A 21,317-nucleotide genomic window follows, 5' to 3' on the forward strand; every position below is an offset into this window, starting at 1 on the left:
TGAGAAAACAAGGAGGCTGTCGTCGACTTTTTTTAGCTAAGCACTAGCAATGTGATCTTCTTTGATTTATCACTGAGTATATTAGGATTATTACCGCTTATATTAAGTAAGGTGGGAGCATACTATCACTGATATTATTTTTTGAAGTGAAAATATCAGCGATAGAAAAAACCTAATTTAGCAAAAAGTATCTTGTTGAGTGATTAAGAACTTAATGTATTATTTTTTCTATAAATCGGGTAGCAACAGACGTGACTTTTTTAAGATACTGTTGGCATTTTCAGCAACATTAAATATGCCTACACCAGTAGATAATGTCATTTGAGGTAATCTAATACCAGACTTACTACTAACAAAGCGCAGTTTTTCAACGCCATGTGCTATTTTATCAGCAATTTCTCGAGCACTTCCTTTGTCAATATCAGGCAACAGAATTAAAAATTCATCGCCACCAGAACGTATTGGTAGGCCGCTGCCAGCAACATAACTACTTACTTTACTAGCTATTTTTGATAAGAGAACATCACTAATTAAATGACCGAATTGCAGATTAACTTCTGAAATTTGATCAACACAGACGACAATTGCGGCAACTTGCCGACTTGGATCTTCTGTTAGCCATAAATCTAAATGCTTAGACATGGCTTTACGATTATAAAGACCGGTAAGTGGATCCATGTAAATTTCTTCACGTACTTCTTTTAATTCAACTTTCAAAGCTTGTGTTTTTTTACGGGTAAAAGAAATATGTTCAGCAAATTTTTGTTGGTGTAGTTTAAAGGCTTTAGATGCTTGGCGAATACTATTTACCGCAACGACTATTTTTTCTTTATCGTTAGATTGTAGGTCAGAAACATTACTGTCTAGCGTGGTAATAAGTTTATTAATACTCTGCGATGATTTTTGGCTGTTTTTTTCAACATGGGTGACAACGTCATTAAGGTCGTCAATGAGTTCATCTCTGAATTTACTTTGACCTAAAATGAACTGACGATAATTTTCTTCAATGAAGAAATCATCAAGTTTTTTACCTGTGGCAAGTTTATTTTCAATAGCAGTATTAAGAAGAATGTTTTTTTTATTAATATATTCGTAGCTAACTGAATAATTAATTGGGCTGACAGGTAAAAGCCACCGCTGTAATTGTTTTACGGCCATGTTCATTTTTAGTTCAGCTTGTTTTATGGAATCATGATATTTCATTGTTCCATCTCAATTTGTACACCCAATTAACAATATCAATAGACCATTTTCTAGTAAAAACAAGTAAAGTACCACATATATATTTTGTCTTTAAAAAACATATGCTTAGTTATATAGTATTTTAAATGAAGTTAATATATGGCAGAAAATAATTAAAAAGAAGGGAAGGACCGCAAAGTATACCGAAAGCAAACTGTTCAAAATAAAGACAAGCCCCCACTATATCTATACTTGGCAGTTCCGCTATCCTAGGTTTCCCCTTAGACCGGTAACTTTGCGTCTCTAGCTTTCACTAGATTTGCCCTTTTCGAGTTTTAGAAACTCTAAATTCATTATAAGCGTTGAACTATGCTTGTAAACCTTTATTATGGATAATTTGTTGAACCGTAACGAAAACCTATAAGTAATAGATAAATTTATAGGTTATGGCTGATCACTCTACTGATCATGAGATAAAGGATTTTAGTTCATAATGCCCTGTAAGCTGTTGTTGATCTTTTGTTTTTTTATAGCTCCTTCATTTTGTTTTGCCAATGATGCTTTAAACGTTGAGCAAAACATTAAAGATGTAGAACGCTATTTTTTACAAGACGCTGAAAACCTTCCCTACGAAGAGATTATTACGCTTTCAAAAAAAATTTTAGGATCTCAAGAAAATTATACCGTCCAAATTCGTGGAAAAACCTTCATCCTTCTTGCTGATGTTGCCAATAATAAGGGTGAAAATAGCGAGGCATTTCATTTTGCGCAAGATGGAATTTCTCTGCAAGGACTTGAACCAGCAATAAAGTTTAATTTATTGCTGAAAGTTGCAGATGGCTATTATTTACAGGAGAAGTATGAGAAAACTCAAAATATGGCAACCAATGTCATCTTAATTGCTGATTCTCCACAAGTGCTAAAATATCGCTTAATTGCTTTGAGTTATCGAGCTGTTACCTATGCGTTGCAAAATAAAAACGATTTATCGATGAATGATCTTAATCAAGTTAAGGTGCTGATTTCTGTAAATCCTCAGTATGAGGACCACCTTTGTCTTTTAGAAATTTTAGCAACGGCACATTATTATTTAGGCGATTATCAAGCATCGCTAACCATGCAAAATAAGTTATTAACCTTAAAATTTGATTTAGATAAATTAGCTAATATTGACCAAACTTATTTACACTTAGGCCGTGCTTATTTTCAGTTAAATTTATTTGATGATGCTTACAATGCTTTTTGGGAAGCACAAAAATATGGTAAAAATAAAAATGCGCCAATTAGTGCTGCCTATGCTGAATTAGGATTGGCAGAGGTGTTATTAAAGCAGGGAGAGTTCAGTGATTCACATAACTGGCTATTATCAGCCAGTGCTACATTTAATGAAAAGAGCCTAAGTAAGCCTTATTTAACCTCGTTAATTTTATTAGCAGAGACCTCAAGTCTATTAAACAATAAAGCTTTGTATCAACACTACCTTCAACTAGCAGAATTAAATGCTAAACACATAAAGCTATCAAAAAAGCAGGCTAAATTATTACTTTTATTAAGTGATATGTATCAGAAAAACGGTGATTATAAAAATGCGTTAATTGCCCATAAAGATTATCTTGTATTACTTGAACAGTTTCAGAAAAAGGCTGAGCCCTCATTAATTATCGACTCCAGTCAAATGTTAAGTGCAAATGATAAAAGTCGAAATTTAATCCTGAATCTCGCAGAACAGAGTAAGTTACAAACTCAATTTAGTGCAAAATTTATCGCGCAAAAAGAGGTCATATATTTATTGATTGTGATCGTTATTTTATTATTGATTACGTTGGTTTTTTTTGGATTAAGGCAAAGAACGTTACGCTTAAATCAAGTATACGATGAAGTGGAACAGCCATTATCTTATTTGGTAACGCCCTCTCAAACTAAAAGAAATTATCAACTAAATTATAAAATGGCGAGGAAATACGACTATCCCTTAGCGATTGGCTACTTATCAGTTGTTAACTGGCAAGAGCTTTCCTTTCACTTTAATCATAAAGTTATGCTCGAAGTTTCAAAAACATTAGCGATCTTACTTAATGAGTCCAAAGGTGAATTTGATGAAGCGGGTACAATTAACGATGGTGAATATTTACTGATAGCCCCCCACCAAACTCAAGCTGAAATAGCGATTAAGTTAAATAGTTTAGCTAACGCGATTAAGCTTAGATTCTTCGCTAATTTAGGTGATTATTCACTTAAAATTCGCTACGCCTATGGTTCACCCACAGCACAAGATATTGACCCTTACATATTTTTATCGCGTTTAAGTGAAACCACTAAAGCGTAGTCAATATTACTTTTCATTTTAATAGGTTTAATATGATTTTTGTATTGTCCATTGCTGTTATTTTTGTAGCTTTGAGTATTTATTTTTATTTTCGATTGGAAGGTCTACAACGCGCATTATTTAGTATGAAAAAAGAGCTCAGTAGTAGTCAGAAAGAAAATAAGTTTTATATAGACTCTATGGCTATAATTGCCAAGTGACACGAAGATTTTGTTAAAAATCGATTACAAATAATTAAAAATTGCCAGGCATTAGAGCCTGAGACGATTGAAATTATTTCACCACTGATTAATAACTATGCAGCAATTTTTATTGAGTGTTTAAAAGGAAAAGGCAAACTGCAGTCAATCACTAAAAAGTGTTATGGAAATTTCGACGATGACGCTTTTAAAAAGTTTGTGGAGCATATCGCTAAGCAAGATGCGAGCGTAAGGCGTATGTGGTCAAGTAATAATTTGACGGGGTATATTTCTTTAATTGAAACTTTATTACTCACTAAAACTAAAAAAGATGCCTAACTGGGGCATCTTTTCATGTATCTCTGAAAGTAGGCTAGGTATTTGCCTTTAATCAAGGATGAATAACTAAGGACGAATAATTATACTTGGCGTTGAGTCTACTTCACCTTCACCGTTAATAGTTGCTGTTTTACCATTGCATTGTAATATGGCTAAGCTGCCGTTATTGCTGTTTCTAATAAAAGATAAGTCGTAACCAAACTGAGTCATGCTACTGGCGGCAAATTTTTGTGCAAGAGAAAGCCTGTCCCATAGCGACTGCTCCTCATTACTACCTTGCCTTCTTTCTAACAATACTTCTCTTTCTAATAGCGCTTCCATTGAGATCTCTTCGTATTTTTAGTCAATAATTTTCTTATTGCTTAGATATTACCTTGCAGCGTATGAATTTTCAACAATTTTAAAATGTCGCTAAAGATATAAATTATAAATATGCTATAGTCAAAATTTTATATCAGTGAGTGCTAAATATTATGAGTCAAGTGTTGGATGATTTATCTTCATTATTAGAATTAGAGGTAATCGAACAAGGAATTTATCGTGGTCAAAGTCAAGATTTAGGCTTTCGTGCGCTGTTTGGTGGTCAAGTAATGGGACAAGCTGTTTCTGCCGCTCAAGAAACAGTAAATTCAGCACGTAATGTTCACTCTCTTCATTCTTATTTTCTACGTCCAGGCGATGCGAGTAAGCCGGTTGTTTATGAAGTGGAAAATATTCGTGATGGAAAAAGTTTTAGCACTCGCCGTGTTAAAGCAATTCAAAACGGTAAAGATATATTCTATATGACGGCCTCTTTTCAACAATATGAAAAAGGCATTGAGCATCAAGATCTTATGCCTGATGTACCCGCACCTGAAGATTTAGCGTCTTACACAGATTTTATTTTCGATAACCAAGATAAAATACCTGAAGAAATTAGAGGTAAATTTTTAGCTGAAAAACCCATCGAAATGCGTCCTGTTGAACCTTATAATTGGCTGCAACCCGAAAAGACAGCACCTAAGTCTCAGATGTGGATAAAAGCAAACGGTACCTTATCTGATGATTTGCGTATTCATACTTATATGCTGGCTTATACTTCTGACTTCTTGTTTTTACCAACGGCTTTATTTCCCCATGGCTTGAGTCATTGGCAACCCAATTTACAGATTGCCACTATTGACCATGCTATGTGGTTTCATCGCCCATTTCGTTTTGATGATTGGCTGCTTTACGTTATGGACAGTCCGTCAGCAAGTGGCGGCCGCGGCTTAGTTAAAGGACAAATTTTTAATCGTCAAGGACAGCTTGTTGCCTCAACGATGCAAGAAGGCGTGGTTCGTCAACGTTAGAATTTTCGACTCGAGCGACTTTTTTGCCAGTCATAGCCGGTAGGATGTTGAAAAACACGTAAACTGAATACCGGTGCCATTGCGAATAAATGGTCAAAAATATCGGCTTGTATACCTTCATAATTCTTCCAGTTTTGGTCATTACTGAAGCAATATATCTCCAGCGGTAAGCCTGAGTCGGTTGCCGCTAATTGCCTGACCATGCAAGTCATCTCATTATGTATTTTTTCATGTTTAGCCAAATAAGCGGTAATATAAGCGCGAAAAGTTCCGACATTGGTTAACTGTCGGCTATTAACATTATCGTTAGATAAATTAGCCGTTTTTAAACTCGTGGTGATTTCATCAGATTTTTGCTGTAAATAATCTTTTAATAAACTAATTTCTTTGAGTTTTTCAATCTCTGCATTTTGATAAAATGAAATACTGTTAATATCAATAATAATACTACGCTTAATACGTCGACCACCTGAATTGAGCATGCCTCGCCAATTCTTAAATGAGCCATTTATTAAGGCGTACGTAGGAACGGTTGTCACTGTATTATCAAAGTTTTTTACTTTAACCGTATTTAAACCAATCTCAATCACATCACCATCAGCACCATAATTAGGAATTTCAATCCAGTCACCAGGCGCGACCATTTTGTTCGCTGATATTTGAATACTAGCGACTAAACCTTTAATCGTGTCCTGAAATACTAATAATAAAACAGCCGTTAATGCACCTAAACCACTGAGTAAATAAATAGGTGACTTATCTAAAATAAATGAAATAGATAAAATAGTGGCAACCAAATAAATAGCCAGTTTTATCACTTGTATCGTTGAGCTTAAGGGTAAGTAGCGGTCACGCGCCGTATTTTGATAGAGACTTCTAATGACGTTTAAAACAGCACTGATACAACGTGCAATTTGAAAACTGAGAGCTATTTTTACAAAAACCACTAAAACGGCGCCAAGTAATGCCTGTTCCGGCAGTAAAATAGGCGTTAAAAACAGTAGTACGAATAACGGGATTAAAAAAGCGAAGCGAGAAAAAACATTATGCTCTAATAAAACATCATCCCAAGTGTTTTTTGTTCTGCTGACCATTTTGTTAACAAAAGCTAATACCTGATATTTTGCGAGGTAGTAACCCAATGCCGAAATGACAAAAATGAGCATGCAACCAACAAAAATTGTGGTCATCGCTAAATACGCTTCGGCGATACCTTGGTTAGTTAACCATGTGCTAATGAGTTCACTCATTTAAGTTTCCTTTTTCAATTTCAATGTTATTTAGCGGTATTATCATTATTAAACTCGATAAGTTTTTGGTCTTTATCAAGCCATAATTGATTAACCCACTTTTGAAATTTTATTTTAAAATTTCGATCGCGCACATAGTCGCCAACAAGATCATCGCCAATGTTTGAAACCTCTACATTGACATTTACCTGTTTAATTTTCCCCGCTAAAAAATCACTAAAAGTAGGGATGCCCTCTGGGTAATGAATGGTAATATTGACTATTTTATGCAAGTTGCCACCCATGGCTTCTAGCACAAAACCTATGCCACCCGCTTTAGGTTTAAGTAGATGTTTAAACGTGGAATTTTGCTTATCGTGCTTTTTGTTAGTGAAGCGTGTTCCTTCTATAAAGTTCATTATGCTGACGGGTTTATGCTTGAATTTAGCACAAGCTTTACGCGTGGTTTCAACGTCTTTACCTTTTAAATGGGGATTCTTTTTAATGAAAGATTGGCTATAACGCTTCATAAATGGAAAGTCGAGAGCCCACCAAGCCAAGCCTAAAAAAGGCACAAAAATGAGTTCTTTTTTTAAGAAAAATTTCAAAAAAGGAATTTTGCGATGCATGACTCGCTGCAAGATAACAATATCAACCCAGCTTTGGTGATTACAGATGACCAAATACCATTCTTTCATGGTTAGTTGATCTAAGCCGGTTACTTTAATTTCTGTTTTATTAAAGAGCTTTTGAATGAAGGTGTTAACACCCACCCAATTACTTGCCATTTGATCTAATAAATAGCTGAATATTTTCTTAGCAAAAGTTAAGGGAATAATAGCCTTACAAAATGAAAATATAATAATAGGTATTAACCAGAAAAGCGTATTAATGGTATAAATTGTTAGCGAAATAATATGAATAAGTAGCGGAGGTAAAAAATTCAACATGGAATACTTGCTCAATATAACAAAAATAAATAGATGTTAGATCATAATCTGATTTGAAGTAATTTTCAGCAAAAACAGTGAAATAAATTAATCACGATTAACAACCGTTTGAAAACGATTAATCATCAAGTTGTTGAAATGAGTAAAAGTTAACGAGGCTTAATGCTAATAATTAGCAGAAAAAGGCGTTTTAGGTGTCTATTATTGATATTTTATAATGAGGTAAAAACCACCATCTTGTTATTTCAAGTTAAATAACTCGCCATTTTTTAAGTTTTAAAGGATATAAATACCGAATTAATTCGATATAACAAGTCAACAGCCTAAAAAGGACAAACTCATCTATATTATGGCAAAAAGTTGATTGCAAATTACCTGCATATCGAGGCATGCTAGGCACTGGATCATAGGGGAACAACAATGAATTTTAATCGTGCGGTAATTAAAGTAGGCAGTGCTTTGGTTGCACCAGATAATAACGGTTGTAGTGGTAAGTATATTCTTGCTATTGCTCGTTTTATTACCGAATGCCAACAGGCAGGTAAAGAAATTATTATCGTTTCATCGGGCAGTGTTGCTGCAGGACGACAATTGATTAAGCACGGCTCTCCCGTTCCCTCTATTCCCACTAAACAAGCGATGGCATCCGTTGGGCAAATGAAAATGATGGCGAATTGGCAGTGCTTTTTTGATGTTCCTTGTAGCCAGTTACTCATTACCCATGGAGATTTAAAAGATCGCCAGCGCTACATCAATATTAAAAATACCTTACGTATTTTATTGGAAAATGGTGTTATCCCTATTGTTAATGAAAATGACACGGTCGCGACCGATGAATTGAAAGTCGGTGATAACGATAATTTAGCCGCCTTAGTCGCTTTAGTGAGCGAGGCTGACTGCTTATTCATCTTAAGCGATATCGATGGCGTTTATGACCAAGACCCGCGTGAAAACCCTAAAGCAAGGTTACTCCCTGAAATTCATGAAATTACCGCTGAAATTCATGCCATGGCTGGAACAACAAATAACGTTATTGCCACCGGTGGTATGAAAACAAAAATTCAGGCAGCGGAAAAAGCGGTTGAAAATGGCATAGATACTTATATTTTAAATGGTAGTCGTAGTGAAGTTTTTCAACAGATATTAAAAGGTGAAAACCCGGGTACACATTTTAGTGCCAAACAAGCGGCGACCAAAGCACGCAAACACTGGTTAAAACATACCTTAAAAAGCAGTGGAAAAGTACATATTGATGCGGGTGCAGTGCATGCTGTGCTTAATGAAGGTGCTTCGTTATTACCCGCAGGTGTCAGTCAAGTTGACGGTGATTTTGTCGCTGGAGAGTCAGTTGATATTATTGACGCGCATTCTAAAAAGCCCATAGCCAAAGGTATTTGCCAATACAGTCAACGAGATTTGTTGCGTATTATGGGTTGTAATAGTGAACAGATAATCACTTTATTAGGTTGTTGTCCCAGTAAAGTGATTATTCATCGTGATGATATGGTTGTTTTATAAGGCTAGGTAACGGGGTAACTACCTGAGGCTCTAGCGACCAAACTGTTTACTTTGTGTTGGCTTTTGCTTAGTCACTCTTAATTTTAGACGTTCAGGCCATTGACCACTATGGTCACGTAAGCAAGATTCTTCACTATCTAAATGCACATTGTGGCGAACGTTTTTTAAGACAATACCCACTTTGAGTAACTGCTTTTGAATGACATCACGCAAGTGGTCATCAACTTTTTGTTCTTTGGCTGCAATCACTTCTGCATCGATATCGAAAATACAGGTCACCACTAAACTCGCGGGAAAATTAGTGTAATTAGCGCGATGGGTTAACCAACAGAAACCATCAACCTCGCTAGTGAAGTCTTCGCAGGCTAATTTAAGTGCTTTACAAACATTATTATCGATTTTTTGCGTGGTTTTATTGAGTTTCATTATTTATATTCAGCAATGGCTATTAAAGATGATTTTTTCATTAAATGAATATGATTGATAGTAAATCAACAATGTTTTTAGTGGCGAGGTGTTAAATAAGGTTTAGCGGTTATCGGCAATAGCGAGGTCAATTACAATGATAACTTAACGTTAAATGTCGGTGCTTGTTTTAAGGAGGTGTCACTTTTAAGGTATCAGTGATTTTTTGTCGGTAATGGTGACTTAAGTTAATGATAAGCACCTCCATTATTCACGGAGGTACGGTTAAAGCCTATAGATGTGGCTTTATGCTGCTATGTAAGAACAACAATAATCAGCTAACGTTTTTACTTTGATATCAAATTTAGCATCGGCGTCGACATAAAAGTGTCCACCTGCAGAAATGCTTTGCCATTGCGTCTCATTAGGTAATAATATTTCAACCTCACCAGCGATAATTTCCATCAATTCTTTTTCCGCTGTAGCAAAGGTATACTCACCAGGCATCATAATGCCTAAGGTTACTACTGAGTCATCTGCTAACGTTACTTTTCTGCTAGTTACGTTGCCGTCAAAATAAACATTAGCGGCCTTGGTCAGTGTTACATTCTTTAATTCTGTCATGATAATTTTCCTCTTTGATATAAAATAAAGCGCTGCAGTTTAACACTTGCTGGCCAGAAAATAATACCACTAGATTATCTGGCTTAAGTGTTTACCTTTCGTGATCTACAACGCTTGTTTTATTTTATTTTATTGATTTGACTCTACAATGCGTTTCATATCGGTCATGTAACCACGTAATTTTTTACCTACGCTTTCGACACCATGGCTGCGAATTGCTTCGTTAACCTCAATCAAGCGAACGTTATCAACGCCATTTGAGCTTTCCTTTAAGCCTTCACCTAATTCTTCAAGTGACAATTTGTTGGTGAAATCACTAAGTAAAGGTTGTGCAGCATGGGTAAATAAATAGTTACCGTATTCAGCGGTATCTGAAATGACTACGTTCATTTCGTACAATTTGTTACGGGCAATACAGTTAGCAATTAACGGTGTTTCGTGTAATGACTCGTAATACGCTGATTCTTCAATGATACCCGCAGCAACCATAGCTTCAAAGGCTAGTTCAACACCGGCTTTTACCATAGCAACCACAAAGATGCCTTTGTCGTAGTATTCTTGTTCGGTAATTTCAATGTCGCAATCAGCGGCTTTTTCAAAAGAAGACTCAGCTGTTTCTTCACGCCATTTTAATAAATTCACATCATCATTTGCCCAATCTTCCATCATAGTGGCAGAGAAGCGACCTTCGATAATGTCGTCCATATGTTTTTCAAATAACGGACGTAAGATGACTTTTAATGCTTCAGACATATCAAACGCTTTAACTTTAGCAGGGTTTGATAAACGGTCCATCATATTGGTGATACCCCCATGCTTTAAGCCTTCCGTTGTTGTTTCAATGCCGTATTGTAATAGCTTACGTGCATACGCAGCATCCATACCTTGCGCAACTAACTGCTTATGGCCAAGTACTGCTGCGGTTTGCAACATGCCACATAAAATAGTTTGCTCGCCCATTAAGTCAGACTTCACTTCAGCAATAAATGATGATTCAAGTACGCCGGCACGATCGCCACCGGTAGCTGATGCGTAAGCCTTAGCGATTGCTAAACCGTTACCTTGTGGATCATTCTCAGGGTGAACAGCAATTAAAGTAGGTACACCAAAACCACGTTTGTATTCTTCACGTACTTCAGTACCCGGACATTTAGGGGCAACCATGACTACAGTAATATCTTCACGAATTTTCATACCTTCTTCAACGATATTAAAACCGTGTGAGTAGGCTAGAGTTGAACCCTGTTTCATATGAGGCATAACAGCAGTAACAGCAGAGGTATGTTGCTTATCTGGTGTTAAATTAAGCACTAAGTCAGCTTGTGGAATTAATTCAGCGTATGTACCTACGGTAAAACCGTTTTCTGTCGCCCATTGCCAAGATTGACGTTTTGATGAAATGGCAGCTTCGCGTAATGCGTAAGAGATATTTAAACCTGAATCACGCATGTTCAAACCTTGGTTTAGTCCCTGTGCGCCACAACCAACAATAACAATGTTCCAGTCTTTAATAAAATTACAGCCATCGCTGAATTCTTCACGCTGCATAAAACGACATTTGCCTAACTGACCTAATTTTTCGCGTAAACTTAACGTATTAAAATAATTGCTCATTGGGTTATCCTTTTGTCTCAAATCGACTCAACGTAATGCTGGCGATGTGATCATTAAATAGTTTTATCGGTCTTTCTGACGATGAAGTTATCATAGCGCAAGATTAATGTTGCTTAAAATGATATATTCGCAAGGTGGTGTTGCATAAAACGCAATAATTGGTGGGTAAAATGTTGTCATGAATGGTAAGAGTAAAGAATGGATCTTAAATCGTTAAAAATGTTCGTGCATTTAACCCACAGTCTTCATTTTGGGAAAACTGCTGAAGCGCACCATGTCAGTACTTCTACCTTAAGTCGAATTATTCAAAGGCTGGAAGATCAGTTATGTTGTTTGCTATTACATCGTGATAATCGCTCAGTGGTGTTAACTGAGGCAGGTATGTTATTTTATAAATATGCTGAACAGCAGCTTGAACAATGGCAATTATTGCAATTGTCGCTTGACCAAAAGCAGGCTGAACTACAGGGTAAACTTCACATTTATTGTTCTGTTACTGCCGCTTATAGTCATTTACCACCGCTATTGGAACGCTTTCGCCAGCAACACCCGCTAGTTGAAATTGTATTAACAACCGGTGATGCTGCTGATGCCTTTGACCAAGTACAGCAAAAATTGGTAGATTTTGCCTTTGGTGTAAAACCTGAAAGCTTATCAAGAATGTTTTATTTTCAGCACATTGCTAATGTGCCGTTGGCCGTAATTGCACCGACAATGGCTTGTCGAGTTCAGCAACAATTACAAGACGAAACGATTATTTGGTCTGAAGTACCAATTATTTTAGCTGAGCATGGTGCGGCACGTAAGCGTTTTGAGCTTTGGTATCGTAAAAAGCAACAAGGTAAACCCAATATTTATGCAACAGTTTCGGGTCATGAAGCGCTTGTTAGCATGGTTGCTTTAGGTTGTGGTGTTGGCATGGCACCAAAAGTTGTTGTGGAAAATAGCCCAGTAAAAGACCGGGTGCAATATTTACAACATGTTGGCGATATTGAGCCGTTCGACCTCGGCATTTGTTGTTTAAACCAAAGTCGAGAACAAACCTTAGTCAAAGCCTTCTTTGAGGCAATTAAATAGTCTCAGCAACCGCTTTATCGCTAGAGAATAGCCATTATTAATGGCTAGAAAGCTTTTTAATTGTGATGTCCGGTTAAAAAGAAACAGCATCGGTTAGGTGTCTCAGTAATCGGTCCATTGCGCGATAAGACAGCGCTTCAATGATATGTTCATGTTGAATATCTTCAATACTATTCATGTCTGCCAAGGTGCGCGCTATCTTTAATATTTTATGGTGGGCGCGTGTAGACAAACCAAGTTTTTCAACGGCGAGCTCTAAAAATTCATGCTCATCAGCACTCAGTTTGCAAAATATCCGTGTTTCAGCACTCCCTAAGTGAGCATTTGCTTTCCCTTGTCGCTGTAATTGTAATTCTCTACACAGCGCAACCCTTTTCTGTATTTGCGCAGAACTTTCATTGTTATGATCATTCTTTGCCCACATACCCTTGGGTAAACGTGTCACCTCAATTTGAATGTCAATTCGGTCAAGAAAAGGCCCCGATAGGCGATTTAAATAACGTAGCACTTGTTCGGGTGTGCTGCGGTTATCATTGTAAAATCCGGTTGGGCTAGGATTCATCGCAGCCACTAATTGAAATTTTGCTGGAAAGGTTTGTTTGTACATTGCTCGAGAAATGGTGACTTCAGCTGATTCCATGGGTTCACGTAAAACATCGAGCACTTTACGAGCAAATTCTGGTAATTCATCCAGAAACAATACACCATTATGCGCTAATGAAATCTCTCCGGCTTGTGGTTGGCTGCCACCACCAACCAGTGCCGCAGAAGAAGCCGTATGATGGGGGGCGCGAAAGGGGCGAGTTAACCAAGATTTATGATTGATTTTTTGATGACTAATCGAAGCGATAGCTGCAGCCTCTAACGCTTCACTTTCGCTCATCGGTGGTAATATTCCAGGTAAGCGGCTCGCTAGCATGGTTTTGCCCGTACCGGGTGGTCCAATAAAAAGTAGGTTGTGCGCGCCACAAGCAGAGATCTCTAGAGCTCTTTTTGCTAGTGGTTGGCCAATTACATCAGCAATGTCTTTGCTGGTAGGCACTTGATAATGTTCTACTGCTTTTGCTGATACCAAAGGTAGCGAGCGTTGCTTTAAAAAGTGTGGGTATAATTGACTTAAATGTTCTATCGATAAAATATTGGCCTGCTTAACCCAACTCGCTTGTTCAGCATTTTGTTTAGGAATAACTAAGGTTCTTTTAGCCTTAGCGCAAGCAATTGCCATTGGAATTTCACCAATAATTTCACGCAATTCACCCGAAAGCGCAAGTTCGCCAGCAAACTCATATTGGCTTAAATCTGTATTAGGTAGTTGCTCACTGGCAACCAAAATACCAAGCGCTATCGGTAAGTCGAAGCGACCTCCTTCTTTAGGTAAATCAGCGGGGGCTAGATTTATGGTAGTGAATCTGACAATATACGGGTAATATGTATTTTCTCATTGAGGATTTAATAAATGAAAAAAATAATTTTTCCATATGTTCGTTTTTCTACTACTGAACAAAAAAAAGGAGCTTCACTTCAACGTCAAATTAATAACATTAAAAAATATGCTAAAAAAAATAACTTTGTTATTGATGATGGATTAGATTTAAAAGATTTAGGTAAATCAGGTTTCACAGGTGAGAATTTACATAAAGGTTCGTTAGGTAGGTTTATAAAAGCAATTGAAGAAAAAAGAATACCGACTGATGGTTCTGCTTATTTGTGTGTTGAACAAATAGATCGTTTATCCAGAGAAAATATTGGTAGTGCATCTGAACTTTTTAGAAATATATTAAAAAATAATATAAATATAATCACCTTAATGGACGAAAAAATTTATACAAAATCATCGTTAAATAACATAACTGATATTATGTATAGTCTTTTTTTGATGGAACAAGCTAACTTAGAAAGTGATAAAAAAAGTGTCAGAATTCTGGATACTTTTGATCAAAAATTAGAGAAATTAAATGATGGTATAAAAATACAATTTGCGGGAATGTTCCCAGGTTGGATTGATAATATCGGAACAAAACACCAAACAAATTTTATTTTTAATGACAAAATTAAAACAGTTAAAAAAGCTTTTGAAATGTATAAAAAAGATTATTCATTAGCGGAAATTACTAAATACTTTGACGATAATAATTATCAACAAGTAGCAAAAAAAAGACATATTAATTTTACTAATCGGTGGAGTTCAGGAAAAGTAAGTCATTTATTATCTAATCGATGCGTTCTTGGTGAATTAAAAATAAAAAGAACTGGTGACGTTTTTAAAAATTATTATCCAGCGCTCATATCCACTGATGATTTTGATATTGTAAACGCTAAAAAAAGAAGTAAGGTTATATCAAAAACAGCAGGTAAAAAATCAATCAATATTTTTTCTGGCAAATTATTTTGTGGTTTGTGTGGTCAAAAAGTATATTTTGAAACTGACGAAAAAAAAACCAAAAATAAAACATACATATATCATATGTTGAAATGTTCAACCAAAAGATACAAAAATTGTAATTCAGGTTCATTACGGTATGACGATTTTTTAAATTCTAGTCATAATTTTTTTAATCTCCTTAAAAATGATAATCCATTCAGTAAACAACAAATTGCTGAAAATAAGCTTGAAATTAAAAAAATAAAAATGCTTATAGAAACTAATCAACAAAAATTAACAGATTTAGAAATTTCATTTGGAAAAGGTGATTACGATATAGAACTTTTTTTAAATGCAGGAACGGTTATTAAAAAAAATATTAGAAAATTAAAAGCAGAAATCACAAATTTAGAATTAATAAATTCAAAAAATAATAATTATGGAAAATTAAACAAATTTGATAAAAATAATCTTGAACACGTAAGAAAAGCAAAAATTAAAATTAATAATATTTATGCTGCTTTTGTCCTATTTCCTGATCAAAAAACTTTTTTTGAAATTAAGCATAATGGTTCAATAGCGGCATATTGTTTAAAAAATACAAAATTAAAAACAAACAAAGAACCCTCCGTTTTTAAATCTTTTGATGAACTAACTAAAAACATTAAAGAAGAGTATCTTAAAGGTACTCTTGACGGTAAATTTATGGAGATCCTCAACGCTATAAATTTATGGGGCGCAGAAGCCTCTTCTACTATTAAATTTGATGATTTAACACCTAATACAGATTTTGATTTAGTAGATTTTTCTGGTTATGTAAATGTTTAATTTTAAAGGAGCATTAGATTAAATTAACGTTTGCGTATACTTACCGCATTTAAATCTCAGCTGCTGATTTATAATTCATTAAACTTTTTGCTTTATCTTTTAATTTTGGATCTATACCTGATAAAGCATTTAACCGCCCAAGTAGTTTAGGTTTAATTTTAATATAACTTTCCAGTAATGGCTCGTCTCGACAACCTTTCCAGCTTTCAAATGATTGGTAAATTAACTTATGTTGTTTGTTGGTAATAAGGGTTTTATCATCTTTAATTACAACACCCGTTATTATTTTTAAATCATTCTTGTTAAATAGTTTAGTTTTTAAAGGATGGGGCGTTTGACCATTTGAAATAATTATTTTTTTAACTATTGATTGGAAATGCTTATTAACTTGTTCACCAGAAAAAGTTAAATCATCGACATATACAGTCATTTTAACGTCAAGTGAAGCTGATAGGTTATCTAACTGCTCAAACATGTCAATATTTGACCAAAATGCCAGTGGCATACTCAACTGACTACCCGTAGGTATATGTGAGTTAAAAGTGCAAATATAAGATAAAATATCGGATACGTCTGACGAACAATGTAATGTTTTATTAAAAAACCTAAATACCATCTCTCTCGTTGTTGATTGAAAGAATTTTTTTATATCAGTAGTTAAAACTTTTTTAGAACCTAAATGCTGAGTAGCATTTGTTATATGAGAATGTTTTTTCCTACCTGAATGCAAGTAGTCAGGTAATTCAATTCTTGTTAACAGATTAGCAATTCTATTATGAATTTCATTTTGTTTATTTTTGGGGTGTTGAATAGTTCGAGGTTTACCATTGTTACCCATTTGATCAAAAACTTGATAATTATCAATATCTTTTTTTGCTATTGATAATTCAGGCATAGATAAGCTCAATAATTCAATTAATTTTCGCTTTGTTTTTAATTTATAAAACGGCGATTGATTTAATGAATATTTTTTGCTGTTGGAGTTTATTTTAAGCTTTGATCTGTTTCTCATTTTTTTCTACAAACCATTCCATTACATTAACTATTTTTGAAGCTACAACTTTTTTAAACTTACTAGAAGAAAGTTGCTCCTTGCCTAGGTTTTCAGAAAAAAAGATCAAAGAAGAAACAGGAATATCAAAAGCCTCAGAGTATTTGTTTAATAATTCAAGACTTGCAGGTTTTTTTCCTGATTCAATTTCAGATAGATATGATTTAGATATATCTAATTTTTCAGCTAATTCATTCTGTTTCAGTTCGTGAAACTGTCTAATTACCTTTAATGCTCTATGTATCATATATTTCTCTTTTTGAAAAAAAAAGGGGAACACTAACTTTCGGAATCACCTTCCAAGAATCGCCAAATTCGATAAACAAACTTGCCAATTGCTACTGACCACGTAAAAAGTTTCCAAGCTACGGGTTTAGTCTTTTTAGGTTTTTCTTCTTGCTGCGCCTGTTGAACACGAATATCATTGTTTTTGTGCATTTTCTGCTCCTTAAATTACTTTATTCGAAGTGAATAAAGCTTCGCCCTAATTTAAGAAAGTGAGAATGTCCAACAGTTAACCCCTGATTTTCACAACGTGGGTTCGCCCCACGTTGTCTATCCCAACGCTAATTTCACGATACTTACCGATTGATACCATAAGGTTCCAAGGGGGAGCAGGAAGTGCGCAGGAAAAGGGTAGAAAGATATTATCTTTCCGCGAGTATAAAATCATACTCAAATACACTTGGCGAGTTCTTCTCTATGCATTCGCAAGGGTAATTTATAATAGAATTTAAAATATAGCAACAAATAATTCGCTATTAGCGAACTTTTTTATATACAGGTTTATTTGTTGAGCTTGAATGTTTAGCTTTTTTGGTCTGATTTTCTTTTTCAGCTTGGGCTTTTCTAATTTCATAATAGTTTAAAATTTCTTTGTCATCAATTTTTGAAATCGTATCATTTTCGATATTTATCAAATCTTTTTGATCTCCTATTTCTAAGATTTCATGATTATAATTTATGCCATTTCTTATAATTTCGTATTCGTAATTAAAACCATCTTTTAAAGCTTCACGGATCATTTCGTGCTGATTATTTTTATTCTTATAATCAATTATGTCTTGTTTACCATTTTCATTTTTAAAAACACTTATTATAAATTTGCCAAAAACTTGCGCCTGACTTTTAACTTTATCAACCATTTTATAATATTGATTTTCTATTTTTTTAAGTCGGGTTATTTCTGCTTTTTGCTCGGTAAATCTATCAATTAAATGATTATATTTTGAAGCTGGCACAGCTTGACCAAGTTGGTTTTCATAATGCGAATGAATTAAATCAATTTCGTCTTTTTGAGATTTTTTTAATTTGTTGATTTCTTGATTTTGTTCTTTTGTTTTGTCTTCAATTGCAGATTTAACAGCCTCGTTTTTATCTATTTTAAAATCATCAATATCTGCCGCAATTTTTGAAAACATAATTTCTTTTTTAGCCTGACAAAATAGTATTTCATTATTTAATAAATCTTCAACAAGGTTTTTCTTTATATCTTTCATTTTTAAACGGTCTTTGATGGGAATGTCGTGAATACCAGCAACAACTTTTTCAGCCGTTAATAATAACAACTCTCTTGATTTTGTATCAATTTCAGCTTGTGAGCTGATTTCATAATTGAAATTATCAAGGTTCATTTCTCGGATTTGCTTGGGTAAATCAGCCTCAATTTTTAAGCGTATTTTTGAATTTGTAAAAACTGCATTGAAACCGTTTTTATTTAATAAATTTTCATTTATATGTTTATAAAAATGGTCTTGAAGTGCTGAACCCATCAACTCCTGCTCTCGTTTATTCAGATTTTTTTTATTTGGGTTAAAGTTGTTTTTTGAATATATTTTTTTAAGGTGATCGGAATACAATTCTTTTTGCTTTTGTCTTAAATCATATTCGTTAGTATTTTTGTTTTTACCCTTAACAAAAATATGAACATGATCCCCCTCCAAACCATCATTTATTGACGGTAATTTGTTTTTATATTCTTCTATTTGTTTTTTATTTGCTTCGTCTCCGTGAAGAACAGCCGCAGCAATTTCATACTCTGGAAAGTGTTTTTTATAGTAATCAACAACCGCCTTTAATTGTTCGGTTCCTGATAATTTCGCACCGTTATGATTGGGAACTCTAAAAACCATTTCTTGTATTTGTGTAAAATTTTGATTGTTTCCCATTTTGTTTAAATTTTGTTTTCTGCTTGTGTCGTTTTTACTTTCAATTGAAGCTCTACGAAAATTAAAAAACTTAATCGCATTTTTTTTATATTGTGTTTTTTGCTCTTCTTTAAGATTTGATTTTTCAATAATTGAATTTACTTTATTTAAAAATTTATGTTCTGTTTTTTCAGGTATTTGAATATTGAATTTTGCTTTTGGATCAGGTTTCTTTTTTGTAGATTTTGTTTCTAATTTTTGCTCATTAAAAAATTGTTTTAGCTCTGGTAAATTTTTAAATATCTTGTTTTTGTATAGTGTTCTGCTGTTTGCTATTTTCGTGTGTTCTTTTGAAGATTGTGAAATCTCACCACCATTATTTTTATTTGAATAAGCTTTTAAATCGTTATCAATATCAGAAATTATTTTTTCAGCAATGGCTTTACGTTCCAATCCTGAAAAGTCAGACATATTTACAATTTTGCCATCGGTAAAAATTAAATTACGATCTAAATGTTCAACATTCCATTGTTGTTTTGTTTTGCCGATTTCAGTTAATGAGTGCTCAACATCTCTAATAATTGAATGGCTCAAACTTTCTTTTAGTTGATTGCTACCGCCCCAATTTGAATTAGTTTTATTGTTAAAATTTGCAGTTCGGGCAAATGCGGAAACATCTTTTTTTGAACTACCAACACCAGAAGAACTTTTAAAGCCACCACCTTTTGATAAATCCATACCTTTGGATTTTTCAAACTTTTTAGGATCAACTTCTGCAACTTTTCCAGATTTTGAAGCGGCTTTATTTTTTGTATTCGCTTCACGTTCTGCGGCTCTATCTTCGGCTTGTTTATTTCTGGTGTGTTTGTCTTTTATGGCTTGATCTGCTTTTGCTTTTTGGTTTGAAATCTCATCTTGTTTTATTGTCATCTCACTCTCCTAAATGTTTAGTTTTAGGAGTGGTTTTTTAGCTCAATGCCAATTGCCAATAGTAATTTTTCAAACAAGCGCAGCGATGGATGAAAAGTTACGTAGTTGGTTACTTATCTTTTCATCCTCGTATTCACTCAAAAAAAAGATATTTTCCTAAATGTTTTATATATATTCATGTTGTATCATTTATTAAAGTATTTTCAAGTCGATGTTTTAATATAGTTTTTATTTATTAAAGTATAATTTTAGATATTTTAATATAGGTTTTATTTATTAAAATATCGGTATGTTGATAGTATGATATAGCTTTCCTTTATTAAAATATAAGCACCTATATTTTAGTATCTCTTTTGTTTATTAAACTATAAAAAGTAGGTCTATTATTGATTAATTTTTTTTATATGGTTTTATGAAAATATAGAAAGAGGAATTAAAAAAAATGGATATTATTGACGAGTTTAAAAAAGAAGCTTTAAAGAAATTAAAAAAGTTACATTATGAAAACAAAAAACGTAAACAACTTAATGACGATTTAACAAGACAAAAAACCACACTAGAAACATCGTTAAATCATTCAAAATCTGAAACCGCAAAAGTAACCGCAGAATCTCGACATTATCAAAAAATAATTGCAGGACAAAAAAAGAAAATTATTGAGGATGGATTAGTTGAAACTGATGAAGAAATGGGTTTTGAACTTCCAAATAATTTAAATAAAACGGAAAAAATCAATGTTACTGGTGAGAGGAAAACACCCAAACAATAACGCAGTTATTGCCAGAGAAAAAAATATAAGATTTCTATTTATTGGATCTTTTTTTAGAGCTTTGATTAGTTCTTTTTTTTATATTATTTTTTTGTTTTTTTATAAACACAGGACAACATTAATTACATATTTCAAATAAATCTACTTCTCCATACATCCAAGTATCTATTGAAATATTATATCTATGATTTAAATGATCGTAATCAATCCAAGGATATGAACCTTGTGAAATTGTATTTTTAACTATCCTTTTACCTCTTAAAAACCCTTTTGTTGTATGACTAATTTTGCCGTCTTTTATATACCTATTAACACCACTAACTAAAATAACCAAGTTGTTATTATCGAACTTACAATTGTTAATTGTTACTGCATTTGTTGTTGGTATTAATAAAAAACTAACCAATATAAATATTATTTTTTTCATTTTTTTAATTCTCCTTTTATTTTTATTTT

The 21,317-nt window shown here is 33.9% G+C and carries 18 protein-coding genes, 1 pseudogene and 1 riboswitch; of the genes and pseudogenes, 6 read left to right on the forward strand and 13 right to left on the reverse strand.

Annotated features, from left to right (window positions below; translation table 11 throughout):
• Window positions 1-228: 228 nt before the first annotated feature.
• Window positions 229-1,203: a GGDEF domain-containing protein gene (locus tag H4J66_RS15945; protein ID WP_182175960.1), complete on the reverse strand. Its 975-nt coding sequence runs from the start codon at window positions 1,201-1,203 to the stop codon at window positions 229-231.
• 230 nt (window positions 1,204-1,433) lie between these two features.
• Window positions 1,434-1,516: riboswitch (cyclic di-GMP riboswitch) on the reverse strand.
• A 159-nt stretch (window positions 1,517-1,675) separates the two neighbouring features.
• Between H4J66_RS15945 and H4J66_RS15950 the strand changes: the two genes are divergently transcribed.
• On the forward strand, window positions 1,676-3,508 hold the full coding sequence (locus H4J66_RS15950) for a hypothetical protein (RefSeq protein ID WP_182175961.1): 1,833 nt from the start codon (window positions 1,676-1,678) through the stop codon (window positions 3,506-3,508).
• 584 nt (window positions 3,509-4,092) lie between these two features.
• Here H4J66_RS15950 and H4J66_RS15955 read toward each other — a convergent pair.
• Window positions 4,093-4,347, reverse strand: a complete 255-nt coding sequence (locus H4J66_RS15955; RefSeq protein ID WP_070375371.1) for a hypothetical protein — start codon at window positions 4,345-4,347, stop codon at window positions 4,093-4,095.
• Between the two features lie 152 nt (window positions 4,348-4,499).
• Between H4J66_RS15955 and tesB the strand changes: the two genes are divergently transcribed.
• Complete coding sequence (gene tesB / locus H4J66_RS15960; protein WP_182175962.1) at window positions 4,500-5,357, forward strand: acyl-CoA thioesterase II; 858 nt, start codon at window positions 4,500-4,502, stop codon at window positions 5,355-5,357.
• On the opposite strand, the gene H4J66_RS15965 is transcribed toward tesB, so the two are convergent.
• Window positions 5,354-6,607, reverse strand: a complete 1,254-nt coding sequence (locus H4J66_RS15965; RefSeq protein ID WP_182175963.1) for a mechanosensitive ion channel family protein — start codon at window positions 6,605-6,607, stop codon at window positions 5,354-5,356. The genes tesB and H4J66_RS15965 overlap by 4 nt on opposite strands.
• Before the next feature lie 26 nt (window positions 6,608-6,633).
• The gene (locus H4J66_RS15970; protein WP_182175964.1) at window positions 6,634-7,536 is read right to left on the reverse strand and encodes an acyltransferase; all 903 of its coding nucleotides are present in this window, start codon (window positions 7,534-7,536) and stop codon (window positions 6,634-6,636) included.
• Between the two features lie 420 nt (window positions 7,537-7,956).
• Between H4J66_RS15970 and proB the strand changes: the two genes are divergently transcribed.
• Window positions 7,957-9,054: a glutamate 5-kinase gene (gene proB / locus H4J66_RS15975; RefSeq protein ID WP_182175965.1), complete on the forward strand. Its 1,098-nt coding sequence runs from the start codon at window positions 7,957-7,959 to the stop codon at window positions 9,052-9,054.
• A 30-nt stretch (window positions 9,055-9,084) separates the two neighbouring features.
• Here proB and H4J66_RS15980 read toward each other — a convergent pair whose 3' ends face one another.
• From H4J66_RS15980 to ilvC, 3 genes are all read right to left on the reverse strand, one after another.
• On the reverse strand, window positions 9,085-9,480 hold the full coding sequence (locus tag H4J66_RS15980; RefSeq protein ID WP_182175966.1) for a Fis family transcriptional regulator: 396 nt from the start codon (window positions 9,478-9,480) through the stop codon (window positions 9,085-9,087).
• A 285-nt stretch (window positions 9,481-9,765) separates the two neighbouring features.
• A complete protein-coding gene (locus tag H4J66_RS15985; protein ID WP_182175967.1) occupies window positions 9,766-10,083 on the reverse strand; it encodes a pyrimidine/purine nucleoside phosphorylase in 318 nt (105 codons plus the stop codon).
• A gap of 129 nt (window positions 10,084-10,212) precedes the next feature.
• Complete coding sequence (gene ilvC, locus H4J66_RS15990; protein ID WP_182175968.1) at window positions 10,213-11,697, reverse strand: ketol-acid reductoisomerase; 1,485 nt, start codon at window positions 11,695-11,697, stop codon at window positions 10,213-10,215.
• Between the two features lie 198 nt (window positions 11,698-11,895).
• On the opposite strand from ilvC, the gene ilvY reads away from it, so the two are divergent.
• The gene (gene ilvY, locus H4J66_RS15995) at window positions 11,896-12,774 is read left to right on the forward strand and encodes an HTH-type transcriptional activator IlvY (protein ID WP_182175969.1); all 879 of its coding nucleotides are present in this window, start codon (window positions 11,896-11,898) and stop codon (window positions 12,772-12,774) included.
• A gap of 73 nt (window positions 12,775-12,847) precedes the next feature.
• Here the strand turns inward: ilvY and H4J66_RS16000 are convergent.
• A pseudogene (locus H4J66_RS16000) lies at window positions 12,848-14,197 on the reverse strand (YifB family Mg chelatase-like AAA ATPase); the annotation flags it as partial.
• A 33-nt stretch (window positions 14,198-14,230) separates the two neighbouring features.
• On the opposite strand from H4J66_RS16000, the gene H4J66_RS16005 reads away from it, so the two are divergent.
• On the forward strand, window positions 14,231-15,964 hold the full coding sequence (locus tag H4J66_RS16005) for a recombinase family protein (RefSeq protein WP_182175970.1): 1,734 nt from the start codon (window positions 14,231-14,233) through the stop codon (window positions 15,962-15,964).
• A 49-nt stretch (window positions 15,965-16,013) separates the two neighbouring features.
• Here H4J66_RS16005 and H4J66_RS16010 read toward each other — a convergent pair whose 3' ends face one another.
• The 4 genes from H4J66_RS16010 to H4J66_RS16025 all read right to left on the reverse strand — a co-directional run bounded on the left by H4J66_RS16010 (window position 16,014) and on the right by H4J66_RS16025 (window position 20,092).
• Complete coding sequence (locus H4J66_RS16010) at window positions 16,014-16,859, reverse strand: reverse transcriptase family protein (protein WP_259369150.1); 846 nt, start codon at window positions 16,857-16,859, stop codon at window positions 16,014-16,016.
• Between the two features lie 94 nt (window positions 16,860-16,953).
• Window positions 16,954-17,262: a helix-turn-helix domain-containing protein gene (locus H4J66_RS16015; protein ID WP_182175972.1), complete on the reverse strand. Its 309-nt coding sequence runs from the start codon at window positions 17,260-17,262 to the stop codon at window positions 16,954-16,956.
• Between the two features lie 32 nt (window positions 17,263-17,294).
• Window positions 17,295-17,453: a hypothetical protein gene (locus tag H4J66_RS16020; protein WP_182175973.1), complete on the reverse strand. Its 159-nt coding sequence runs from the start codon at window positions 17,451-17,453 to the stop codon at window positions 17,295-17,297.
• Between the two features lie 323 nt (window positions 17,454-17,776).
• Entirely contained in the window at window positions 17,777-20,092 is a 2,316-nt protein-coding gene (locus tag H4J66_RS16025; RefSeq protein WP_182175974.1) for a hypothetical protein, read from the reverse strand.
• Between the two features lie 442 nt (window positions 20,093-20,534).
• On the opposite strand from H4J66_RS16025, the gene H4J66_RS16030 reads away from it, so the two are divergent.
• Window positions 20,535-20,861 (forward strand): hypothetical protein, encoded by a 327-nt coding sequence (locus H4J66_RS16030; protein WP_182175975.1) that lies wholly within the window; start codon window positions 20,535-20,537, stop codon window positions 20,859-20,861.
• Between the two features lie 118 nt (window positions 20,862-20,979).
• On the opposite strand, the gene H4J66_RS16035 is transcribed toward H4J66_RS16030, so the two are convergent.
• Window positions 20,980-21,317 (reverse strand): hypothetical protein (locus tag H4J66_RS16035; protein WP_220463325.1); only part of this gene is annotated, 338 nt, incomplete at its 5' end.

The sequence above is a fragment of the Colwellia sp. MB3u-55 genome, assembly GCF_014076785.1.
Lineage (GTDB): Bacteria > Pseudomonadota > Gammaproteobacteria > Enterobacterales > Alteromonadaceae > Colwellia_A.